Origin of the sequence: Collinsella aerofaciens (assembly GCF_001404695.1) — a bacterium.
Lineage (GTDB): Bacteria > Actinomycetota > Coriobacteriia > Coriobacteriales > Coriobacteriaceae > Collinsella > Collinsella aerofaciens_E.
The window spans coordinates 8,881-32,358 of sequence record NZ_CZAQ01000004.1 but is presented as its reverse complement, the minus strand read 5'-3'; the positions used below and the strand labels follow the sequence as shown (position 1 = coordinate 32,358).

Here is a 23,478-nt window from a genome sequence, read left to right as displayed (position 1 = left end):
TTGCGCCAGCTTGAGTGCTTTCGTCCAAAGGGACGATTTCCTGTCGACTCGTGTAAGATTCCGAGTAGATGTCGCGACTTATTCGCGACCACTCCTTCTCTCAACGACTGATCAGGGTGATATTTCGTGGCAGAGCGTCCGACATACAAGCTCAGGTTTCTCGATCCCAAGAAGCGCTTTCCGGCGATGCCCGAGCAGCCAGCGGGACGCTCGTATGGCGTGGTCTGGAAGCTCTTTGGCGAGGATCAGCATGAATCTTGTTATGTCGTCGAATTCGTTGGCAAAAGTCATGTGTCGCTTTTGGGCTACGTAAGCGTTTCGGGTGAGGTGTACAAGGTGGACCGCCCCGTTAGCGAGGCTCCGCTGCCCAACGATCCCGACATGGAACTCGTCCTTGACGAGTCGGACTCCGGTATTGGTGAGATTGTGGTTCGGGGAGCCAACGGCACAATGCGCGCGTGCGCGCGAACCGTCGGCTCTCCCGAAGGTCCCATGCGCGAACAGTCCGATCACGAGACATGGAATTCGGCCCGCTCCCTTCCTTACGGCGAGTTCATGGCATCGATGTTCCTGCGCTACGTGATATTCGCTGACTCCGAAAATACCATTGCGAGCACGGTGGACGCCGACGGACTCGACGAGGGTATGCAAAACGTTGCCGACAAGATCAAGCTCGTAAAGTTGCCCGAGCCGGTCGAGGTGTTTTTGGGCTTTAACACGGCGCCGCTCCCCGATGCTATCGAGACGCTGCTTTACCGCGTTGACCATGCCGAGAATCCGAGCGGTATCGAGCGCTATGCCGCCGCCCTTATGAGCGAAATTGACTTGCCCCGCCTGCGCACCATCGCCGCCAAGTCCGAGATGAGCCTGGCTCGCATCGATCGCTCAAAGCTTTTCTATCTCAATTTTGATCGCAGTCTGCTGGACCAGGACGAGATTGACACGCTGCTCGCCATCGAGTGCCGTCTCAACCGCCTCTCCGGCATCCTTGAGCACATCGGGGCTGGATTGGTCCCCGCGGCCTCGTCGCCGAGCCTTGAGGGCTGCGCGCTCTTTGATTCGTGGCATATCGCTAAGACGACCAACGATGTTCCCCGACTGCTCGATACGGCCTCGAGCGATAACCCGTGGGCAAAGCCGGGAACGGTTTCGTGCCAGCCGGGCGGAGAGTGGGACGTGCGCACCCGCTTCGCGCGTATTGTCGAGGCGCTCAACGTGGTCACGCGGCTCGACTATACCTATCGGGCAAACGTTGCCGAGGGGATTATGCTCGTTCGGTTTGGGCAGTCTGTCGTTGATGCCATGCCGCAACGTGAATACGACGCTCAAGATGACGCCTGGCACGAGCTGGACGAGGACACGCGCACGATCTGGGCCGCGGAGCACGATGCGCGCGTGGCGCTCACGCTTGCGGCAGCGTGTTTTGCCGCGGGCACCCGCATCACGCGCTGCTATGTGCAGATTGCTGCTCCCGACAGTGAGCAGGGCGAGTGCGTTGTCGCAACGTATTTCTTTGGGCGCGCGGCCTATCTGGCCGATTGCGTGCCTGTCGCCAAGGATCTTGAGAGCATGGACATGGACGATATGCCGTGCAAGCGTGTGCTTGAGGCGTATGAGTCAACCGCTCCGGAGACGATTGAGCCGGCGGAGGTTCATGCTCGTCCGCGTGATGACCATCGCATGCTGCCGCCGGCGCTGCGCGATCTGCTGCTTGCCGATACGGCTGACGAGCTGGAGGTCATGGAAGAGGACGACGACCCATACGTGGCCCGTGTTGTTGAATTGCGCGAGCAGGCAAAAGTCGACCGTACAGGTGCTTTTGAAGGCTTTTCCCGTCTTGTCGAGGAGTTGGAGGCCAAGTGCGCCGTCGCCGAGCTTTTGGCGACAGGTCCGGTTCAAACGCAGTTTTGCGATAACCAGCTGGTGCGCATGGTGCTACCGGTGTTGGAAGAAGACCGCTCTGTGCGAATCCTTCGTGCGCCCGATGCGCTGTACTTTGCCCAGCACGAGATCTGCAGCTTTTACGCCGAGCAAGAGGACTTTGAACGAGCACTGCCCGAGGTGCGCCATCTTTACGATCTGGCGCGCTCGTCCATGCAGTCGCACTTTGCGCTCATCAACGTGCTTGCGCGTCTGGAGCGCTTTGACGAGATTATCGAGGTGGCGCGCCACGGCCTACGTATTGCCAGCGATCGTTCTGCAATCGGCTACCTGTTCTATCGCTTGGCGTTTGCCTATTGGAATTGCGATCAGCTCGACATGGCGCTGGCTTGTTACCGTCTGGTGCCGCGCGGCGAGGAGTCGGGCAGCAGCGCGCTGGAAGAAATGCAGGGCCTTATGAACGAGATGGGTGTCAGCGAGCCTCCGACGTTCGAGGAAGCGATCGAGACCATCCGCAAGGCCGGGCTCGAGCTACCGCCGGTGCCCGCTGTGACCAACCAGCTGGCGGATGCTGCCGTGCAGCTGGTCGACAACGGCTTCTTTTTCCTGGCGCGTGGCTGCATCTTCCAAATGTGGCGCACCATGGGCAACGATGAGCTCGGCTCCCTCAATCGCTCGCTGGGGTAGTAGCGAAAACTGCAAGGAGGAAAGGCCACTGGACAATTAGAAAATTCCCTCTTGCCCAACTTCGACTGTTTGGTTACTATAGAACGGCTGTTACGGAGAGCTGACCGAGAGGCCGAAGGTGCTCGCCTGCTAAGCGAGTATGCCCCAAAAGGGCATCTGGGGTTCGAATCCCCAGCTCTCCGCCAGTACGAATTTGAAGAAGGGTCCCATTTGGGGCCCTTTTTATTATCAAGAATGGCGGCTGGGGATTCGAACCCTCAAAAAAAAGAGGCATCCTTTCGGACGCCTCCTTTTAATGGGCTTATTATTCTTGCGCACTACACCTTGGGCGCCTTGGCGACGGTCTCGCTTTCTGCCGTGAGCGGGCGGTTGTCGATGCGACGGCCCAAGCGATCGAGCTTTACGAGTAGCCATTCAATGGGATTCGGCCCTGCGCCTTCCTCGTCGGCAACCAGGTCCATGACGGCGATCTTGGTGCCGTCCTGCTTGAGCGTAACGCTGCCCACCTTGTCGCCCACATGCACCGTGCCCGAAAGATCGTCGTAGCTAACCTTTTCGGTCACCTCGCCGGCAAGGGAAAACACGGTCGCTTGCGCCGTAGGATCGGCGAGTGTGGCGTCGATCGTCTTGTCCGTCCAGTCGGTTTGGCCAATGCGCGCCATAAGCGGGTTGCCGTTGGCGGTCTTTTCCTGCGTGTTGGCGATTGCGACCGTCACCTTGTGACCGTAGTACCAATTGGCAAGGGTTGCGGTATCGGTAAAGCGCTGGTCGGTGGTGGTGGAGTTCAAAACGACGGTGTAGATCTCGTCGCCGTCGCGGTTGTAGGCGCTCGTAAAGCAATAGCCCGCGTCGTCGGTGGTGCCGGTCTTGCCACCGATGTTGCCATCTTGGCCCAGCAAATAGTTATGCGTGTCCATGGAATGCGAATGGTCGGCGCCGTCGGCGCCCGTGACCTCGATCCAGGAATCCTCGCTCGCTACGACCTCGCGGATCGTGTCGTTTTTCATGGCCTCCTGCATCATCAGCGCTACGTCGTGTGCGGTTGAGTGCATATCGCCAGCCCACTCATCAAAGTCCAGACCATGCGGGTTTTCAAAAAGCGTGCCGGTGCAACCGAGCTTCTTAGCGCGCTCGTTCATGGCTTTCACAAATGTTGCCTCGGCGTCTTTGGTCTTAGGGTCGATCTTCTTGCCCACATATTCGGCGAGCACGATGGCGGCGTCGTTGCCCGAGGGAATCATCAGGCCGCGCAGTGCCTGCTTCACGGTGAGCTCGTCGCCTTCGAGTAGGCCGGCTGTTGAATTGCCCACGGTGGCTGCGGCGTTGCTCACCGTGACCTTCTCGTCCATCTTGCAATTCTCGACGGTTAGGATTGCGGTCATGACCTTGGTGATCGAGGCAATCTTGACCTGCTCATCGGCGCCGCGGGCATAGTAGACGGTGCCGTCTTTGCCCATGACGAGGGCATTGGTCGCATCGATATCGGGCAGGTTTTCGGCCGTGATGCCGCGCGCATCGGCGGTTTTGCCGCAAACATTGTCGGTCGTGAGTACTTGGGCGCCGGCGACGGTGGGCACGCCAGCGGCAAGGGCGATAGCGCAGACAAAGCCGGCGGCAAGCTGGGCTGAGCGCTTTGCAAAAGAGGTGAGGGACTTCACGGATTTCGCTTTCGACGGGATGGTCTCTTCTGGAACTAGAGTATATCGTTTGCCGGCGTCGGCGATCATCGCGTGCGTGCGTGGCCCACATCCGCGCCCGAACGGGCACAAGGGTGCTTAAGGCCGACTTAATCACCCACGCTTGTTGTGTGTGGCGTGCGTCGCCTCGGGCATAATGGAGCGCGAGAGGAGCACGCATGAACGAGCGCATTTTGGTAGTTGATGACGAGAAGGCCATCGCCGACTTGGTTGGTATCTACCTTACAAAAGAGGGCTTTGATGTCCAGATTGCCTATAGCGGGGCCGATGCTGCCAAGGCAATCCTGGAGCAGGAGTTCGATCTGGCACTGTTGGATGTCATGCTGCCCGATATCGATGGCTTTGAGCTACTGCGTACGATCCGTTCCAGCCATACCTATCCTGTGATCATGCTGACGGCGCGCGATGCCCAGCAAGACAAGATCGAGGGCCTTTCGCTTGGCGCGGACGATTACGTGGTTAAGCCGTTCCGTCCGCTGGAGCTCATCGCGCGCGTGCACGCTCAGCTTCGCCGCTACACCAGCTACGGTAGCCGCGCGCAGGCGGCCGAGTCGCCGACCATCCAGCTCGACGGCCTGGAGATCAACCGCGATGCTCGTTCCGTAACGGTGGACGGTGCACCGGTGCGCTTCACGCCCATCGAGTATTCCATCTTGCTGTATCTGGTTGAGCATCGCGGCAGCGTGGTAGCCGTGGAGGATCTGTTCCGCGCGGTGTGGAACGAGGATTTTATGCCCGGCTCCAACAATACGGTGATGGTGCACATTCGCCACCTGCGCGAAAAGATTGGCGACGACGCTCAAAAGCCGCGCTTTATCAAAAACGTCTGGGGCGTCGGCTACATAATCGAATAGCGCCTTTGATGGTGGGGAAGTGGATATGACAAAAGACGATAGGCAGGCATTCGAGGTGCCCGATCGACTCTTTGAATACGTACGGGCAGTCGTCGACAACCGCGCGCTTGCGACGGTGCTGCTCTTTTTGCTGAGCCTGCTGCTGATTGGCATCGACAACATCGCCGGAGTCTTAGCGGTGCTGCTTGTCGGCTTTTTGCTGATCGATCGATTCGAAATCGTGCGCCGTTGCGTGGTGATTGGCGGTGCCGCGTGGGCCATGATGTTGGCGATTGGCGCCATGGCGCTCGGCGGCATCGAAGGGCCAGTGCTGTTCGATGCCGGCTTTGTATTCAACATGCTTGGCTTTGTGCTGGCGCTTGCCGTGTGCGTGCTGTTCTTTTGCGGCCGCGCCCTGTACTACCATGGCTACGAGCAGGGCGAGCAGCATGCCGATTGTGTGCTGGCCGCTCGTATTCAAGATCGCCTGATCGATCACCCCGACACCTGGGACAACATCGACGGCGACTTCCTGGAGGTCGAGGGCGCACTCAACCGTGTGCGCGATCGCGAGCGCAAGGTGCAGCAGGCCTTGCGTGACGAGTCTCATCGCAAGGACGATCTGGTCACGTACTTGGCACATGACCTACGCACCCCGCTTGCCAGTGTGGTGGGCTATCTTTCGCTGCTTCAAGAGGCTCCTGAGCTGCCGGTTGAGCAACGTGCGCACTTTACGGGCGTGGCGCTCGACAAGGCGCGCCGGCTCGATGCGCTCATCGAAGAGTTCTTCGATATCACGCGCTTTGACTTCCACGATATCGTGCTCACGCGCGGCTATGTTGATCTGGGGTTGCTGCTGGCTCAGGTGGCTGACGAGTTCTATCCCATCCTCAACGAGCAGCATAAGGAAGCCCAGGTTGATATTCGCGAGGACCTGACGGTGCTCGTGGATGGCGACAAGATGGCCCGCGTGTTCAACAACATCATGAAAAACGCCGTCGCCTATAGCTATGAGGGCTCGACTATCACGATTGAGGCCAGGCGCCAAGACGATGGCGGCGTGCGCGTGCACTTTATCAATCAGGGCGATCCTATCCCTGCGGCTAAGCTCAAGGTGATCTTTGAGAAGTTCTATCGCCTGGATGCGGCGCGTGCGACCAATCGCGGTGGTGCCGGCCTGGGCCTTGCTATTGCCAAGGAGATCATCGCGGCACACGGCGGTACCGTTGCATGTGAATCGACGCCCGAACACACGATATTCACCATCGAGCTGCCCGCCGCATAGCCAGTGTGCCCTTACAAACACTTGACAATGTGCTCACGTGCGTATGAGCCGCGATTCCTACTATCGATACTGCTGAATTGATATCGATATGGAGGTGTGCGGTATGACGGCTGCTGCGGCTGTGGAGCCCACGGAGCTTGAAGAACTCATGGAAGCGCAGGCCGAGGCCGCGCATGAGCGCGAGGTTGGGGATGCGACTCGCCCCACGGCAGAGGATCTTGCCGCCTCGCCGACGCGCATCGACGTCGAGGGCCTCGACCTGTTCTATGGCGATCACCATGCGCTCAAGGACGTGAATATCAAGATCCGCGACAAGCAGATCACTTCGTTCATCGGGCCTTCGGGCTGCGGAAAGTCCACGTTGCTGCGCTGCTTTAACCGCATGAACGACGGCATCAAGGATTGCCGCATCGAGGGCAAGATTGCGCTCGATGGTCAAGATATCCTGGGCGATTGCGACATCTGCCGTTTGCGCCAGCGCGTGGGCATGGTGTTCCAACGCCCCAACCCATTTCCCATGAGCATCTACGACAACGTCGCCTACGGTCCTCGCGGTATGGGTGTGCGCGACCGCGCCGTGCTCGATGAGCTGGTCGAGGACTCCCTGCGTCGCGCTGCCCTGTGGGACGAGGTCAAGGACAAGCTCAAAGAGTCGGGCCTGGGTCTTTCGGGTGGACAGCAGCAGCGCCTGTGCATCGCCCGCGCACTTGCCGTGCAGCCCGACATTCTGCTGATGGACGAGCCGACCTCGGCACTCGACCCTGTGTCGACGTTGGTGGTGGAGCAGCTGGCCTGCGAGCTCAAGGAGACCTGCACGCTGGTGGTCGTTACGCACAACATGCAGCAGGCTGCGCGCATCTCCGACTCGGTCGCGTTCTTTTTGCTGGGCGAGCTGGTGGAGCATGCGCCCACCGCTCAGCTCTTCAAAAACCCGACCGATCCGCGCACGGCGGATTATTTGACGGGCCGTTTTGGCTGATACCATCTAGTGCAGGTGCCTTTAGGGTTAAGATGCGGTCATGCCGGCCGCAGAGGGGTTCAACATGATCTATTACGTCGAGGACGATGACAACATCAGGGATTTGACGGTCTACGCGCTGCGCAAGCAGGGGATCGAGGCCGAGGGCTTTTCGTGTGATGGCGAGTTTAAGGCTGCTGTGGCGCGACGGGTGCCCGATGCTGTCCTGCTCGACATCATGCTGCCCGATACCGATGGCCTGGCAATTATGCGTCGCCTGCGTGCCGATCGCCTGACGGCGACGGTGCCCATCATGATGCTTACCGCCAAGGACACCGAGCTCGACAAGGTGATGGCGCTCGATGGCGGTGCCGACGATTACCTGACTAAGCCGTTTTCGCTCATGGAGCTTGCGAGCCGTTGCCGCGCACTGCTGCGTCGCGGCGGCATGGTCAAACAGGCGAGCGATGTGCTCAGTGTGGGCGACATCGTGCTCTCGCCCAGCCATCGCGAGGTGACCGTTGCCGGCGAGCCGCTTAAGCTCACCCTGCGCGAGTTCGACCTGCTTGAGTATCTCATGCGCAAGCCCGGCGTGGTCTTTACCCGCGAGTCGTTGCTGCAGAGCGTGTGGGGCTGGGACTTCGACGGCGGTTCGCGCACCGTTGACGTGCACGTGCAGACGCTTCGCCAAAAACTGGGCGAGCATGCCAGCGCCATCGAGACCGTGCGCGGCGTGGGCTACCGCTTGGCTGAGCCTTCTGCCGGTGATGGTGCCGAAGGTGACGACACCGCGTCCACCGCATCGGAGGAGTAACCCGTGGTCTTCGCCCCCCAGGGAAAACAAACGCTGTCGCACCGCGTTTTTGTGACGATCTTTGTTTGCGCCATGGCGGTTATCGTGGCGTTTACGGTGCTGGGTGCGTTCTTTGTGCAAAACACCTTGGCGGATGCCACGAGTGCCAATCTGGCGCAGGAAACCGAGCTCATTGCTGCCGCCCTCGACGAGCAGCAGGAGCCCATCCCGTTCTTGCGTAGCCTCGATCGCGAGGACTTACGCATCACGCTGATTAACAAGGATGGATCGGTTGCCTACGACAACGAGGCGTCGCCTTCCACACTGCCCAACCATGGCGATCGCCCCGAGGTCATCGAGGCCTTTGAGAGTGGTTCGGGTTCCGCGGAGCGCGCAAGCTCTACGCTCGACGAGATTATGCTGTATCGCGCCGTCGCCCTTGATAACGGCCAGGTTGTCCGCTTGGCGCAGGCCCAGCCTGGCGTTGCGGCGATTTTGCTGTCGATGGTGGCGCCGATGCTGCTTATCGCAGCAGCGGGTGCGGTACTCTCGTTTTTCATGGCGCGCCGCGAGTCCCGTGCCATCATCGCGCCGTTACAAGAGGTGGATTTGGACCACCCGCGCCGTAGCTATGAGCACGCTTATGCCGAGATGGTCCCCATGCTTGAGCGTATCGAGTCGCAGCGCCAGGAACTCAAGCGCCAAATGGCGGTGCTAGCGGACAACGACCGTATGCGCCGCGAGTTCACGGCGAATATCACCCATGAGCTCAAGACGCCACTTACGGCGATTTCGGGCTATGCCGAGCTCATCGCAAACGGCATGGTTGAGGGCGAGGATGACCTGCGCAACTTTGGCGGTCGCATCTATCGTGAGGCGGGCCGCTTGGCAGCGCTTGTCAACGATATCCTTACGCTGTCTAACTTGGACGAGGCCGAGCGTGCAACTGAGGGCGAGGCGGTGCCCATTGGGTCCACGGAGCCTATTGAGCTCTCGCGTGCCATCTACACGGTTGAGCAGCGTCTTGAACAGGTTGCCCGTCAGGCGAATGTGACGATAAGTCATGAGACCAAGCCTGTGGTCATCGAAGGCGTGTCGCGCTTGGTCGACGAGCTCATCTATAATCTGGCAAGCAACGCCATCCGCTACAATCGGCCCGGCGGTACGGTTACGCTGCAGTGCGGCACTAACGACGAAGGCCATCCGTTCCTCGCTGTCGCCGACACGGGAATCGGTATCGCGCCTGAAGAACAGGGCAAGGTATTTGAGCGGTTCTATCGCGTGGACAAGAGTAGGTCCAAGGCACGCGGCGGAACCGGCCTGGGGCTTGCCATTGTCAAGCATGCGGCCCTGTATCATCACGCCACGCTTGATCTGTCGAGCGAGTTGGGCGTGGGAACCACCATTACGGTGACGTTTCCCATACAGCAGGACGAGCCATTCGCATAGCGATACAACACAGATATTGATGTAGACGCCGCATTTGACTTTCGGGTGCGGCGTTGTTGTGCAATTTTACGATTGCTTCCGACATTTTTACAGGAGAGCCTGTTTCTTATGTATAGAGTTTGGTCTCGGTAAAAAGATGCGATAACATACGGACAGTTTTGTCAATCCGAACTGGGGAAATGAAAGGCAAGCTGCATGACCCTTCTCGAACTGTTCCAGCTGCTGAAGAAGCACCTCAAGCTGGTCATCACCCTTCCGGTGGTCTGCGCGATCGCCATGGGCATCGTGTCCTTCGTTGCGATGGACAACACCTATACCGCGACGACGAGCATGTACATTCTCGCCAAGACCGACGATAGCGGTCAGATGAGCTACAACGATCTCTCGGCGAGCCAGATGCTTTCCAACGATATCGCCACGCTGCTGGATAGCGATAGCGTTAAGAGCGGCGCCGCCAAAGAACTGGGCCTCACCGATTTGGATGACTACAAGGTGTCTGTTTCCTCCGAGACCACCACGCGTGTCATTACGCTTTCGGTTACCGGCACCGATGCCAAGGAGACGGCTGAGGTCGCAAAGGCCATTGCCAGCTCGGTGAGTACGGTCGCTCAGAACGTCGGCGCTGCCCAGAGCATCAACGTTATCGACGAGGCTAAGACCCCCGAAGCCCCCAGCGGCCCCAAGCGCACGCTGTATATTGCCGTCGCGTTCCTCGCCGGTATCTTTATCGCAGTTGCCTATGTCGTTTTGGCGGACATGCTCAATACCCGCATCCGCGGTGCCGAAGAGGCAGAAGAGCTCCTGGGTATTCCCGTTGTTGGCCGAATTCCGGCTATGAAAGGTGGTAAATAGGCATGGCTAAGGCAAAGAACACCGATAAGCTCGTTGTGCAGAATGCCGCCAAGACCCTTCTGGCCAACATCCGCTTTGCGAGCGTGGATGACCCCATTCGCACCATCACCGTTACCTCCTCGATTCCCAACGAGGGCAAGTCTACGGTTTCCATTAACCTTGCTCAGGCAATCGCCACGAGCGGCAAGTCCGTGCTCCTGGTCGAGGCCGATATGCGCCGCAGGTCCCTTTCCGATATGCTCGGCGTTCGTTCGCGCGGCGGACTCTATGCGGTCCTTTCCGAGCAGATCTCCATTGACCAGGCAATTGTCGAGACGGGTCAGAAGAACTTCTACTTCCTCGATGCTGAGCCGCATATTCCCAATCCTGCCGACATCATCGTCTCCCATCGCTTTGCCAAGCTGGTCAAGGCACTGTCTGCTAAGTTCCAGTACGTCATCTTCGATGCTCCTCCGGTCGGCACCTTCATCGATGCTGCCGAGATTGCCAGCCTGACCGACGGCGCGCTGTTCGTGGTGCGCGAGGACTTTACCAAGCGCGAAGAGGCGCTCAACGCTATCGCCCAGCTTAAGAAGTCCGAGAAGGTCAAGCTCATCGGTACCGTCATGAATTACTGTGAGACCGAGACCAGCGAGTACTATTATTCTTACTACACCAAGGACGGTAAGAAGGTTAAGAAGGGCTCCGACGATCAGGGCACTTCCAAAAAGGGCATTTTCACCAACCGAGCAAACGTTTAGTTGATTAAGGCTGACCTATGCGTGACATTCATTGCCATATCTTGCCGGGTGTAGACGACGGCGCCGCCGATCTCGAAGAGAGCTTGGCGATGCTCGAGGCTGCCAAGCGGGCCGGTGTAACCAGAATCGTTTGCACTCCTCACTGCCGTGATCCCTATTTTGATTACGACAAGATGTGGGATGCCTTTGAGCTGCTGCGCGATAACGCTGACGGTTTTCCGCTCCAGATGGGCTTCGAGGTCAACCATCGAAAGCTCGTTGAGCTTGGTATCGATGCCGCGGATCACTTGCATTTCGATGGGACCAACGAGTTTCTGCTCGAGCTTTCGACGCATGCCGATGCGTATGCGTTTAGAGAGTACGAGAACACGATTTACGATTTGCAGTGCCGTGGCTATCAGGTGATCATCGCTCATCCTGAGCGCTATCGTGCGGTTCAAAAGGATGTAAGCGTGGCGGAGCGCCTGGTCGATATGGGCTGCAAGCTGCAGGCTTCGGCGGACTTTATTGCCGGCGGTCGCTTTGGTCGCGAGAAAAAGCCGGCACAGCGCCTGTTCGATCAGAACCTGTACAGCTTCATCGCGAGCGATGCCCATAACGTGGGTCATTACGACTGTCTGGCGAAGGCTCGCGCGAAGTTTAGCGTGCGCGGAGCTCATTTTCGCTAAAATCTGTCCCTAACGTTCGCGTTGAATGAAAGGGCAGCTATGGATATCCAACTTAAGACGGGATGCTTTGATGACGCGGCGTTGGTGCGCCGCGTCGTTTTTATGGACGAGCAGGGCTACGAGAATGAGTTTGACGCTATCGACGAGGATCCGAACTGCATCCATGTGACGCTCTATGTAGACGGTGAGCTTGCCGGTTGCTCGCGCGTGTTTCCCGAAGAACTCGAGCGCGCAGCTGACGCAGAGGCTCCGGTGTCGCCGGCGTGCGACTTGGACGAAGGCGTCGCGGCGGGGGAGACCTACATTATGGGGCGCGTGGCCGTGCTGCCGAGCATGCGCCGTCGCGGTTTGGCGAGCAAGATTGTCGAGGCCAGTGATACGTGCGCGCGTGATGCCGGCGCCAAGCTCATTAAGCTGCACGCGCAGGAATACGTGCTGCCGCTCTATGCCAAGGCGGGTTACACGCAGATTGCCCCGGTGGACTACGAAGACGAGGGCCAGCCCCATGTTTGGATGGCCAAGCGCGTAGATGGCAGATAGGGACGTTCCTTTCCTGCCGGCAGTCGGGGACACTCCTTGGCAATTGGCGCATCAGAGCGTTTGGACATACAGTTTTTCGATTCCGTATGTATATATGCGCGCTAATGGGTTATAAAATCTAAGTCTGGACATAGCAGGTCTGCGATGCGGCTCGGGCAACCGGGCCGTTTTTGCGGACGGGGGTAGCGCGAAAGGACTGCACATGCGTCAATTTAAGACCGAGAGCAAAAAACTGCTCGACCTCATGATCAACTCCATCTACACCAATAAGGAAATCTTCCTGCGCGAGCTTATCTCCAACGCGAGCGACGCCGTCGACAAGCTCAACTTTAAGAGCCTGCAGGACCCGAGTGTCAAGCTCGACCAGGGCGACCTGGCTATTCGCGTCTCTTTTGATAAAGACGCCCGCACCATTACCATCTCGGATAACGGCATTGGCATGACCGCCGAGGAGCTCGAGCGCAATCTGGGCACCATCGCCCATTCCGGCTCCGAGGAGTTTAAGACCGAGAACGCCGAGCAACAGGGCTCCGATGTCGACATCATCGGCCAGTTTGGCGTGGGCTTCTACTCTGCCTTTATGGTTGCCAGCCACGTAAAGGTTGTCAGCCGCGCCTATGGCGAGGACACCGCTCACGTGTGGGAGTCTGATGGTCTTGAGGGTTACACCATCGAAGACGGCGAGCGCGCCGAGCACGGCACCGATGTCATCCTGACGCTGCGCGAGAACGAGAAGCTCGACGCCGACGGCGAGGCCGAGACCTACGATCGCTTCCTGACCGAGTGGGGCCTCAAGAGCCTGATTCAGCAGTACAGCAACTATGTGCGCTACCCGATTCAGATGATGGTGAGCAAGAGCCGCCAGAAACCCAAGCCCGAGGACGCCGGCGACGACTACAAGCCCGAGTACGAGGACTACCAGGAGCTCGAGACCATCAACTCCATGACGCCGATCTGGAAAAAGCGCAGCTCCGACGTTGAGCAGAAGGATTACAACGAGTTCTACAAGTCCACGTTCCACGACTTTGACGATCCCGCGCGCACTATCAGCTTCCATGCCGAGGGTACGCTTGAGTACGATGCGCTGCTGTTTGTGCCGGGTCGCGCCCCGTTCGATCTGTACAGCAAGGACTACGAGAAGGGCCTGGCGCTCTACAGTTCCAACGTGCTGATTATGGAGAAGTGCGACGACCTGCTGCCCGACTACTACAACTTTGTGCGCGGTGTCGTGGACTCTGCCGACGTGACGCTCAACATCTCGCGTGAGACGCTGCAACAGAACCGTCAGCTCAAGGCCATTGCCAAGCGTGTCGAGAAGAAGATCACTGCCGATCTTGAGGACATGCGCGACAACGACCGCGAGGCATACGAGAAGTTCTTTGAGAACTTTGGTCGCGGTCTGAAGTACGGCATCTACTCGAGCTACGGCATGAAGGCCGACGAGCTCGCCGACCTGCTGCTGTTCTGGTCTGCCAAGGAGCAGAAGATGATCACCCTGGCCGAGTATGCCAAGGGCATGCCCGAGGATCAGAAGGCCATCTACTACGCCGCCGGCGACTCGCGTGAGCGCTTGGCCAAGATGCCCGTGGTAAAGGGCGTGCTCGAGCGCGGCTATGACGTGCTGTTGCTGACGCAGGATGTGGATGAGTTCACGTTCCAGGCTATGCGTGAGTACGTGGCCGCCGATATGCCCAAGATCTACGAGGACGACGCCGCCCGCGAGGCTGCCGAAAAGGCCGTTGCCGACGGTGCCGAGCCCGAGGTCGAGGATCGTCACCTGGAGCTCAAGAACGTTGCGACTGGCGATCTTGATCTGGCGACCGAGGACGAGAAGAAGGAGGCCGAGGACGCCACCAAGGAAAACGAGGACCTCTTTAGCGCTATGAAGGAGGCGCTCGGTGACAAGGTCGAGAAAGTTGCCGTCTCCGCGCGCCTGACCGATGCCCCCGCTTGCATCACCACCGAGGGTCCGCTTTCGCTCGAGATGGAGAAGGTGCTCCAGAAGGGGCCCGAGGGCGCGCCCGACGGCATGCCCAAGAGCCAGCGCGTGCTCGAGCTCAACGCCAAGCACCCGGTCTTTGACAAGCTTGTCGCTGCCCAGAAGGCAGGTGACGCCGACAAGATCAAGCAGTACTCCGGCCTGCTCTACGATCAGGCCCTGCTGGTCGAGGGTATCCTCCCCGAGGACCCCGTTGCCTTCGCGGCGGCTGTTTGCAACTTGATGTAGTTAAGTAGTTACGCCTTTGGGTCCGCCGTTCTAACGAACCTATTGGTTCCGTCGTTCTAACGAACGACGGACCGGTCGACGCTGCAAACGCCCCTAAGCGGCAATCTGACGTTCAATCGTCGGTCGCGTACCAAAGTACGCTTCCCTCCTCTTTCACGTCACCTTGCTCGCTCAGGGGCGTTTTCGCTGACTTATGCTCAACCTGCGACGCTTTCGTGGCCCTAAGTAGTCATCGGGGACGTTCTTGTTTGACTAGTCGTTTAAGAACGTTCCCAATGACTATTCGGATTGCTAATTTGTGCGGGCTGTGGTTTTGTGACCTGCTGAAATTAAAGATACTGTACAACTGTACACTAACTCATCTTCGTAGTATATTGCTACCCGCAAAACTCAGCACCATTGTGCCGCGAGGCACTAAAGCGCCTACGTACAATGGTTGTCGATAGTACGATTCGATTCAACGACAGGATGGATGGTCCAAGCGTGAGTCTCGGCAGCAAACTATCCAACGCAAAGGTCTCCTTTGCGATATTCAAGCGCGACATTAAGCGACTGCTTGTGAACCCCGTCGCCTTGGTGGTTACCCTGGGCGTGTGCGTTATCCCCTCGCTGTATGCCTGGTACAACATCGTGGCAAACTGGGATCCGTACGGAAACACCCAAGGCATTAAAATCGCTATCGCCAACAACGATCAGGGCACCCAGAACGACCTAGTGGGCGAGCTTAATGCGGGCGATAAGGTGGTCGATCAGCTCAAGGAAAACGATCGGCTGGGCTGGACCTTCGTCGATTCGGCCGCCGATGCCAAAGAGGGCGTCGAGAGCGGGGAATACTACGCGGCGATCGTAATCCCCAAGAACTTCTCCGACAATCTGGTCTCGATGCTCGACGGCAACTACCATCAGCCGAAGCTCACCTATTACGTCAACGAGAAAAAGAGCGCCATTGCGCCCAAGGTCACCGATACCGGTGCCAACACCATCGAGGAGCAGATCAACTCGGAGTTTGTCTCCACGGTGGGCGAGACTGTTGCCAGTATCGCCAAGGATGCCGGTGTCGATTTAAAGGACAAGGCAACCCAGACTCAGGACTCGCTGACAAGTTCGGTGTCCGAGGCATCCGACACCTTGGGTGAGGTGCGCGATTCGATTGGCGATATGAATGCCGCCATCGATAAGACGAGTGGCGCTATCGCCTCGGCTGATGCGGCGCTTGCCGGCTTGCAAGGTCAGGCACCGTCGCTGACGCAGGCAATCTCCCAGGGCAACGACCTGCTGGGCGAGGCTCGCGCCACGGCGGGCAACTCTATCACCTCGCTCTCCAAGGCACTCTCGGAAGGTAGCCTTGCACTCACCAAGACGTCAGCCTCCGCGAACGCTGCGATTGGCAAGCTAACGGGTACGGTCACATCTACGACCACCCGCATCGACAACTCGCTCGAGTCTCTCCAAGCGACGATCGATCACAATAAGGCCGTTATCGGGCACTTGGAGATTCTCGTTAATGACACGTCGACAGGTTCCGAGGAAATTGACGCGCGCATTGTATCGACCATCGATTCGCTTCGCGAGCAAAACCAGAAGCTGCAGAGCATCAAGGATGGCCTTTCTGCACAGTCGAGCGCCATGGCAAACGACGCTACGGCAATCTCGAACGCGAGCAACGCACTCAACGCGGCAATTCAGACCGGTACGGCTAACCTCGGTCAGGCTCAGACCGATCTGGGTCAGAACGCACTTCCGAAGGCTTCGAGCGCGCTTGACTCCTTTGCCGCCGTTTCGGGCGATTTGACCGGCATTGTGTCGGGTATGACCCCCACGATAGCGAGCGCGCGCGGCACGCTGGCGCAGCTCGATGCCACGCTCAAGCAGGCAAAGACCACGCTGTCCCAAACCGACGCCTCCCTTGCCAAGGTTCAGGACAAGCTCGCGACCGCCGCCAATGACATTGCGGCGCTGCAGACCTCTGAGTCTATGGGCGAGTTAGCCGACCTCATGGACGTCGACGTCAATGACGTGGCAGATTTCATGGCATCTCCGGTTGAGCTGACGTCCAAGTCAATCTATCCGGTCAAGAGCTTTGGCTCGGGCATCGCGCCCTTCTACACCAATCTGGCGCTGTGGGTAGGCGGCTATGTGCTCATCGCTATCTATAAACTCGAGGTCGACCGCGAGGGCATCGGTAGCTTTACGGCGCGTCAGGGCTACTTTGGCCGCTGGCTGCTGCTGGTGATCCTGGGCGCGTTCCAGGCCATTATCGTTACGGTGGGCGACCTGGTCATTGGCGTTCAGTGCGTCAATCCGCTGCTCTTTGTACTGGGCGGCATCGCTATTTCGTTCACCTACGTCAACATCATCTATGCGCTGTCCACCACGTTTAAGCATATCGGTAAAGCCATTGGCGTCATCCTCGTCATTGTGCAGATCCCCGGCTCGTCGGGCATGTATCCCATCGAGATGATGCCCGGCTTCTTCCAATGGCTGCATCCGCTGCTGCCCTTCACCTATGGCATCAACCTGCTGCGCGAGACCGTCGGTGGCATGTATTCGTTCAACTACCTGTTCAACCTGTGCATCCTGGGCGTGTTCCTTGCCATCGCACTCTTTATTGGCTTGCAGCTGCGTCCGCTGCTGCTCAACCTCAACCTGCTCTTTGACAAGCAGCTTTCCACGACGGGCCTCATGATCTGCGAGTCCAACGACCTGCCGCGCCAGCGCTATTCGCTGCGCACGGCCATGCGCGTCATGCTCGATTCGGATTCGTACCGTCGCGAGCTGCTCGATCATGCCGTGGCGTTTGAGCATCGCTACCCGTACTACATCAAGGGCGGTTTTGCCGCCGTGGTAGGCGTGCAGGTTCTGCTCTTTGTGCTTTCGACGGTGCTCGATATCGACAATAACGGCAAGATCATCCTGCTCGTTATCTGGATCATTTCGGTTATCGCCATCTGCGGCTGGCTCATCAACATCGAATACATCCGTGCGAGCCTCAATACCCAGATGCGTATCTCGGCGCTTTCGGACGAGGACCTTCGCCGCGAGATGCGCGAGCACACGGCTGCCATCCCTGCCGCCCGTCGCATGTTTGGTCTCAACGCCAGCGAGTGTGGCGCCAAGGGAGGCGAACAGCCTACGAGCCGTCTGTCGCATATCGGTGCGCATCGTAAGGCTCAAGATGCCGACGGCGCTGACAACGTAAACGGAAACGACGGGGACACCACCTCGCTTGGCAAGCACTCTAAAGGAGGTGAGGCATAAATGAAAAACATCCTGCACCTGTTTAAGCGCGATGTCCAAAACGTGTCTCGCTCCGTGATCGGCATGGTCGTCGTGATGGGCCTGATCATCGTGCCATGTCTCTATGCATGGTTTAACATCGCCGGAAGCTGGGATCCCTACGGCAATACCGGCAACCTTAAGATTGCAGTGGTCAACACCGATGAGGGTTACGAGAGCGATCTGATTCCCGTCGAGGTCAACGTGGGCGAAAACGTAACCGCCACCCTGCGCGGCAACGAGAACTTCGACTGGGTCGTCCTCAACGACCGCGATAAGGCGATTGAGGGCGTTAAGTCGGGCGCGTACTACGCTGCCGTCGTTATCCCTAAAACGTTTAGCGCTGACATGATGACGCTTTTCTCGACCGAGGTGAAGCACGCCGATATCGAGTTCTATGAGAACCAGAAGGCCAACGCCATCGCACAGATCGTGACTGAAAAGGGTTCGAGCGCCGTCCAGAGTCAGGTCAACGAGACCTTTACCAAGACCATCACGACCATCGGCCTTAAGACCGTGTCCAGCCTGCTCGACTATATGAGTACCGACCAGGTGAGCAACTTTATCGCCAATCTGTCCTCGACGCTGGGCGATTCGGTCGAGGACCTGCAGGACGTTCAGGCGAGTGCGACGTCGCTCGCGGGCATTTTGAGCTCCACGTCCGATTCACTGACATCGGCGGGCGGCATGCTCAAGCAGACGGGCACCGTTGATGAGTCGACGAAGCAGCTGATGGAGCACGCCAAGAGCGGCATCAATGATTCCAAGGAAGCGCTCAAGGCCGCCAACGATGCCGTTGACGCAGCGATTGACGGAAGCGCGGGCTCGTTCGACAACGTGTCCGCCGAGCTTGCGAAGGCATTCGATGCCGCGAATCAGCATGTTGACCTTACGGTGTCTCAGCTCAACGAAGCCGCAGCGGCGCTCAATACGCGTGCTGACGATATCGATGCGATGGCCGATCAGCTCCGCAACCTTGCCGACCAGGTGAGTGATGACAAGCTCAAAGACGGTCTCGAGTCCGCTGCGACGTCGCTGGGCAGAATTGCCGTGGAGTACCGCAACAATGCGAAGGACCTGACGGCGACCGCAAAGTCCCTTTCGGACGGCATGGCGGAGGTCAACAACTCGCGTGCCGAGGTCGACCAGGCCATCGCCGATGCCAAGGCGGGTATCTCGGGAGCCAAGTCCGACTACGATTCCACGTTCTCGGTTAAGGCCAAGGAGCTCAAGAAGACCATTTCGGGCGTTCTGGATTCCCTGAACGGTATCTCGGGTGACTTGGATAGCGCCGTGAGCGGTCTGACCGACGCCTCTGGTTCGCTCGCGAAGGGTCTCTCCAAGGCTGCAGGGCTCGTCAACAAGGCTTCTGACCAGCTGGGTGAGGCATCGGACAAGATCAGCGCGTTCAAGGACGAGCTCGACGGCGCCCTGATGTCGGGTGACCTGGCGACGATCAAGACGATGATCGGCAACGACCCCGAGGGTTTGGCCGTGTCGCTTTCCGGTCCCGTCGCGCTCGATCGTAAGCCGGTCTATCCAATCCGCAATTACGGTTCGGCCATGGCGCCGTTCTATACGATCCTGTCGCTGTGGGTGGGCTCGATCGTGCTGGCAGCCATGATGAAGGTCTCGGTTGACGACGAACTCATCAACGAGCTGATCCCCGTGCGCCTGCACGAGATCTACCTGGGCCGCTACCTGTTCTTTGGAGGTCTGGCCCTGCTGCAGGCGACACTCGTGTGCGCGGGCGACATCCTGTTCTTTGGCATCCAATGCGACAACCCGCTGCAGTTTGTACTTGCCGGCTGGGTCGCGAGTCTCGTGTTCTCCAATATCGTCTACACGCTCACCGTGTCGTTTGGTGATATCGGTAAGGCGCTCGCCGTCGTGCTGTTGGTTATGCAGGTCGGCGGTTCGGGCGGTACGTTCCCCATCGAGATGACCGGCCCTGTGTTCCAGGCGATCTATCCGTTCCTGCCGTTCACCCACGGCATCAACGCCATGCATGCCGCCATGGCTGGCGCCTACCATATGGAGTACTGGGTTGAACTTGGCATTCTGGCGAGCTATCTGATTCCGTCGCTGGCACTGGGCGTCGTCTTCCGCCGCCCGGTCATCAAAGCCAACGACTGGATTATCGAAAAGCTGGAGTCAACAAAGCTTATTTAGTTACGCGGTTTTACCAAACCGCGTAACGGCTCGACGCTGCAAACGTCCCTAAGCGGCAATCTGACGTTCAATTTCAAGGGCGCGACCAGAAGGTCAGCGCCCTTTCATTTCACGTCACCTTGCTCGCTTAGGGGCGTTTTCGCTGACGTTGCCGGAACATCGAGGTTTTCTGTACCGACGCTTTAGCGTAGTGAATTGCGTGGGTTGCTTGGTTGTTGCTACAGTAGCGGGGCGTGCCGGGGGTCCGGCGCGTCCCGTTTTTATTTGACCATGAGGCGGCACGCAGCCATACGCGTGCGGACACCACGCCCAGATTGAGTGCGAGGATGTTCCATGGCCCAATACGCTGCCAACGAAATCGAAAACATGCCCGATAGCCCTGTAGCCCGTGAGGATTTGGGCGCGGGTGGTATTCCCCGGGGTGCCGGCGCACGCTCGCCGTTGTTCTGGAAAGTTCTACTGCTTTCGGTGGCGATTATCTGGGGCTACTCCTTTACCACTATGAAGGACGCACTCGACACCATTCCGGTGTTCGAGCTGGTCTATGTTCGCTTTCTCCCGGCATCACTGGTTATGTTTGCAATTTTCCATAAGCGCATCATCGCTCATTTCAATGCCCGCAACCTGATCGTCGGGCTTGGCATGGGCGCGCTCATGTGGGGTGCCTACGGTTTGCAGACGATCGGCCTGGCACAGACCACGGCGGGCAAGAGCGCTTTTTTGACCGGCACGTATTGCATCCTTGTGCCGTTTGCAAGCTATGTCCTGAGCGGTGAAAAGCTTACCCGGTATAACCTGGGTGCAGCGTTGTTGTGCCTGGCGGGTATTGGCCTGGTAGCGCTCGATAGCGTCGAGTTCAATGCCGGCGATGTTATTACCTTGGGCGGCGCGATCTTCTTCGCCATCCAGATGGCGGTGACTGCCAAGTACGGTCGCAAGATGGACATCAACGTCATCACGTTTTGGATGTTTGTGGGCAATGGCGTTTTGAGTTTAATCACGTCGCTGCTATTCGAGACTCAGGCGCCCCTCTCTGCATGGACGCCTGAGTTTATCGGTGTGGCTGTTTTCCTCTCGGTGGGCTGCACATGCGTGGCGCTGCTCGTCCAAAACGTCGGTTTGGCGCATGTCCCCGCCTCGACGGGCTCACTGCTTCTTTCGATGGAGTCGCCTTCGGGCGTGTTGTTTTCGGTGCTGCTGATGGGGGAGGCGCTCACCTCGCGCCTGCTCGCCGGCTTCGTGCTTATCTTCCTGTCGATTATCTTGAGCGAGACTCACTTCGATTTTTTGCGCAAAAAGCCGCGCCCGCAATTGTAAACAACTTGTTGCGCCGCCCTCTCGGGGCGGCATTTTTTATGCATCGCCCTTAAAGTTGTACCTTGCACTTTACGCTATCAAAGTGCTTGCTGCAAAAACGTTACTGGAGGGCATTTATGGCACCAGCTCTGTCCGATCTTCAACCGCAATCAGCGCCCAAGGCCACCGCAGCGGCGCAGGCCGCTATCGGTGACGGTCTCGTTGCAGAAGCTCAGGCTTTTGCAGACGAGACCGCTGTGTGGCGACACGATTTACACCAGATGCCCGAGCTGGGTAATAGTCTCCCGCAGACCTCTGCGTATATTCAAGCGCGCCTGACCGAGATGGAAATCCCATTTGCCACGCTCGTCGATGGTTCCTGTGTTGTGGGCCTTGTCGGCGCCGGTGCCGCCGCGGCCCAGGGCAATGGCGTCTGCACGGACGAACAGGCCGGTACGGTCATCATGCTTCGCGGCGACATGGATGCCCTGCCCGTTGTCGAGGAATCGGGCGAGCCTTTCGCTTCCACCAACGGCTGCATGCACGCTTGTGGCCACGATATGCATGCGACGGCGCTGCTCGGCGCGGCCCGTTTGCTCAAGGCCCGCGAGGCCGAGCTTGTCGACGCCAATGCCACCGTCAAACTGCTGTTCCAGCCGGGTGAGGAGACCTTTGAGGGAGCCCGCGCTGCCATCGCCGATGGCCTGCTGCAGAACCCGCGCCCCCAGGCTGCCTTTGCCATGCACGTCAACAGCCAATCGCCGCTCGGCCTGGTGCTCTATGGGAGCCCGGCGCTTTCGGGCGTGTACGGTTTCCGCATCACGCTGCAGGGCAAGGGCGGCCATGGCTCGAGCCCCGAGATCTGCATCGACCCCATCACGGCCGGCGTCCATGTGCACCTGGCGCTCCAGGAGCTTATCTCCCGCGAGGTGCCAGCGGCCAAGGAAGTCGCACTTACCGTTGGTAAGTTCGCTGGCGGCTTGGCGGCCAACGTCATCCCCGACACCTGTGTGCTCGAGGGAACGCTGCGCGGCTTCGATGTCGAGCTCATGACTCATCTCAAGGAGCGTATCGCGGAGGTCGTCAACGGCGTTGCCGCAACATATCGTACGCCGGCAACCATCGAGACGCTCTCGGACGTTCCGCCGCTCGTGCTCGACAGCGATATGACCCAGGCCTCGCTTGGTTACGTGGGCGCGGTGCTGCCCAAGGCTGCCTTCCTGCCGCTATTCCACGCCATGGCGAGCGAGGACTTCGCGCTTATCTCGAGCGAGATTCCGAGTGCGTACTTTACCGTGGGCGCGGCCGTGACCGATACGGACGAGCATTTTGCCCAGCATCATCCCAAGGCGCGCTTTAACGATGCCGAGCTTCCTCTCGGCGCCGCGGCTTATGCCGCCGTCGCTCTCGGATACATTGCGGACCACAAGGAGTAATCCATGTCCCAGCAAAGTAAATATTTCCCCGGCTGGCTCGTGGTGGCCTCCGGCTTTGTCATCATGGCCACGTGCTACACCATTTTCGTTAACTGCATGACTATTCCTTCCGCACCAAACCTTCCGAGATTGGCCTGAAGCCGCTCGGCGAGAACCCGGGCGATCCGTCTGTTTCCACCGCGGGCGATAAGGACGAGCATACGGCCCCCGAGGTTAGCGTCGGCTGGTCTCGTATCAAGAAGAGCCCGGCATTTTGGCTGCTTGTCGTCGCCTTCCTCTTTATGGGCTTGGTCAATGGCGCCATCCTGCCCAACCAGGTTACCAACATGACGAGTGTTACCGTCAACGGTGCCAAGATCGTCACGGGCGGCCACGACCCCATGTGGGCAGGCACCGTGCTTTCGGCCTACATGGTTACCGTCGTTATCGCCAAGATTTCGCTCGGTGCGATCTATGACCGCTTTGGCAATATCCTTGGCTCCGTTGCGTGCATTATCGCCTGCGTGGCGCTGTGTTTCCCGACGACGGACCTCGGTCCTATTGTCGCTGCTGTGAGCTTTGGTGTTGGAACGTGCATGGGCACCATCACGCCTACCATCGCCGCGTCCAAGCAGTTTGGCATGGCCGACCTCGGTAAGGTCACGGGCACCATCACCTCGCTCGAGATGGTCGGCGGCACCGTGGGCGC

At 58.7% G+C, this 23,478-nt stretch carries 17 protein-coding genes and 1 tRNA gene; 17 read left to right on the top strand and 1 reads right to left on the bottom strand.

Translation table 11 applies throughout. The annotated features are described in order from the left end of the window. Window positions 1-126: 126 nt before the first annotated feature. Both AQ996_RS01825 and AQ996_RS01820 read left to right on the top strand, forming a co-directional pair. Window positions 127-2,568 (top strand): tetratricopeptide repeat protein, encoded by a 2,442-nt coding sequence (locus AQ996_RS01825; protein ID WP_055250514.1) that lies wholly within the window; start codon window positions 127-129, stop codon window positions 2,566-2,568. Between the two features lie 94 nt (window positions 2,569-2,662). After that, window positions 2,663-2,753: transfer RNA gene (locus AQ996_RS01820), tRNA-Ser, on the top strand. Between the two features lie 132 nt (window positions 2,754-2,885). Here the strand turns inward: AQ996_RS01820 and AQ996_RS01815 are convergent. Continuing rightward, window positions 2,886-4,226, bottom strand: coding sequence for a D-alanyl-D-alanine carboxypeptidase family protein (locus AQ996_RS01815; RefSeq protein WP_055250512.1), 1,341 nt, complete (start codon window positions 4,224-4,226; stop codon window positions 2,886-2,888). Window positions 4,227-4,423: 197 nt separating this feature from the next. On the opposite strand from AQ996_RS01815, the gene AQ996_RS01810 reads away from it, so the two are divergent. The 15 genes from AQ996_RS01810 to AQ996_RS01740 all read left to right on the top strand — a co-directional run. After that, complete coding sequence (locus AQ996_RS01810; RefSeq protein ID WP_055250511.1) at window positions 4,424-5,119, top strand: response regulator transcription factor; 696 nt, start codon at window positions 4,424-4,426, stop codon at window positions 5,117-5,119. A gap of 25 nt (window positions 5,120-5,144) precedes the next feature. Then, window positions 5,145-6,383, top strand: coding sequence for a sensor histidine kinase (locus AQ996_RS01805; protein ID WP_055250509.1), 1,239 nt, complete (start codon window positions 5,145-5,147; stop codon window positions 6,381-6,383). A gap of 103 nt (window positions 6,384-6,486) precedes the next feature. Then, the gene (gene pstB / locus AQ996_RS01800) at window positions 6,487-7,362 is read left to right on the top strand and encodes a phosphate ABC transporter ATP-binding protein PstB (protein WP_216594985.1); all 876 of its coding nucleotides are present in this window, start codon (window positions 6,487-6,489) and stop codon (window positions 7,360-7,362) included. 64 nt (window positions 7,363-7,426) lie between these two features. Continuing rightward, a complete protein-coding gene (locus AQ996_RS01795) occupies window positions 7,427-8,155 on the top strand; it encodes a response regulator transcription factor (protein WP_055250507.1) in 729 nt (242 codons plus the stop codon). Between the two features lie 3 nt (window positions 8,156-8,158). Then, window positions 8,159-9,583, top strand: a complete 1,425-nt coding sequence (locus AQ996_RS01790) for a sensor histidine kinase (protein ID WP_055250505.1) — start codon at window positions 8,159-8,161, stop codon at window positions 9,581-9,583. Window positions 9,584-9,778: 195 nt separating this feature from the next. Continuing rightward, complete coding sequence (locus AQ996_RS01785; protein ID WP_055250503.1) at window positions 9,779-10,435, top strand: YveK family protein; 657 nt, start codon at window positions 9,779-9,781, stop codon at window positions 10,433-10,435. Between the two features lie 2 nt (window positions 10,436-10,437). Beyond that, a complete protein-coding gene (locus AQ996_RS01780) occupies window positions 10,438-11,175 on the top strand; it encodes a CpsD/CapB family tyrosine-protein kinase (protein WP_055250501.1) in 738 nt (245 codons plus the stop codon). Window positions 11,176-11,192: 17 nt separating this feature from the next. Then, on the top strand, window positions 11,193-11,843 hold the full coding sequence (locus tag AQ996_RS01775; protein WP_055250497.1) for a tyrosine-protein phosphatase: 651 nt from the start codon (window positions 11,193-11,195) through the stop codon (window positions 11,841-11,843). 39 nt (window positions 11,844-11,882) lie between these two features. After that, window positions 11,883-12,383, top strand: a complete 501-nt coding sequence (locus tag AQ996_RS01770; RefSeq protein WP_055250496.1) for a GNAT family N-acetyltransferase — start codon at window positions 11,883-11,885, stop codon at window positions 12,381-12,383. 202 nt (window positions 12,384-12,585) lie between these two features. After that, on the top strand, window positions 12,586-14,610 hold the full coding sequence (htpG, locus tag AQ996_RS01765) for a molecular chaperone HtpG (RefSeq protein ID WP_055250494.1): 2,025 nt from the start codon (window positions 12,586-12,588) through the stop codon (window positions 14,608-14,610). Window positions 14,611-15,093: 483 nt separating this feature from the next. Continuing rightward, window positions 15,094-17,868: a YhgE/Pip domain-containing protein gene (locus AQ996_RS01760; RefSeq protein WP_253274583.1), complete on the top strand. Its 2,775-nt coding sequence runs from the start codon at window positions 15,094-15,096 to the stop codon at window positions 17,866-17,868. Continuing rightward, window positions 17,869-20,058, top strand: coding sequence for a YhgE/Pip domain-containing protein (locus AQ996_RS01755; RefSeq protein ID WP_055250490.1), 2,190 nt, complete (start codon window positions 17,869-17,871; stop codon window positions 20,056-20,058). A 333-nt stretch (window positions 20,059-20,391) separates the two neighbouring features. Next, complete coding sequence (locus AQ996_RS01750) at window positions 20,392-21,375, top strand: DMT family transporter (protein WP_055250488.1); 984 nt, start codon at window positions 20,392-20,394, stop codon at window positions 21,373-21,375. 116 nt (window positions 21,376-21,491) lie between these two features. Next, a complete protein-coding gene (locus tag AQ996_RS01745; RefSeq protein WP_082435478.1) occupies window positions 21,492-22,790 on the top strand; it encodes a M20 family metallopeptidase in 1,299 nt (432 codons plus the stop codon). A 92-nt stretch (window positions 22,791-22,882) separates the two neighbouring features. Continuing rightward, window positions 22,883-23,478 (top strand): MFS transporter (locus AQ996_RS01740; protein ID WP_148315802.1); only part of this gene is annotated, 596 nt, incomplete at its 3' end.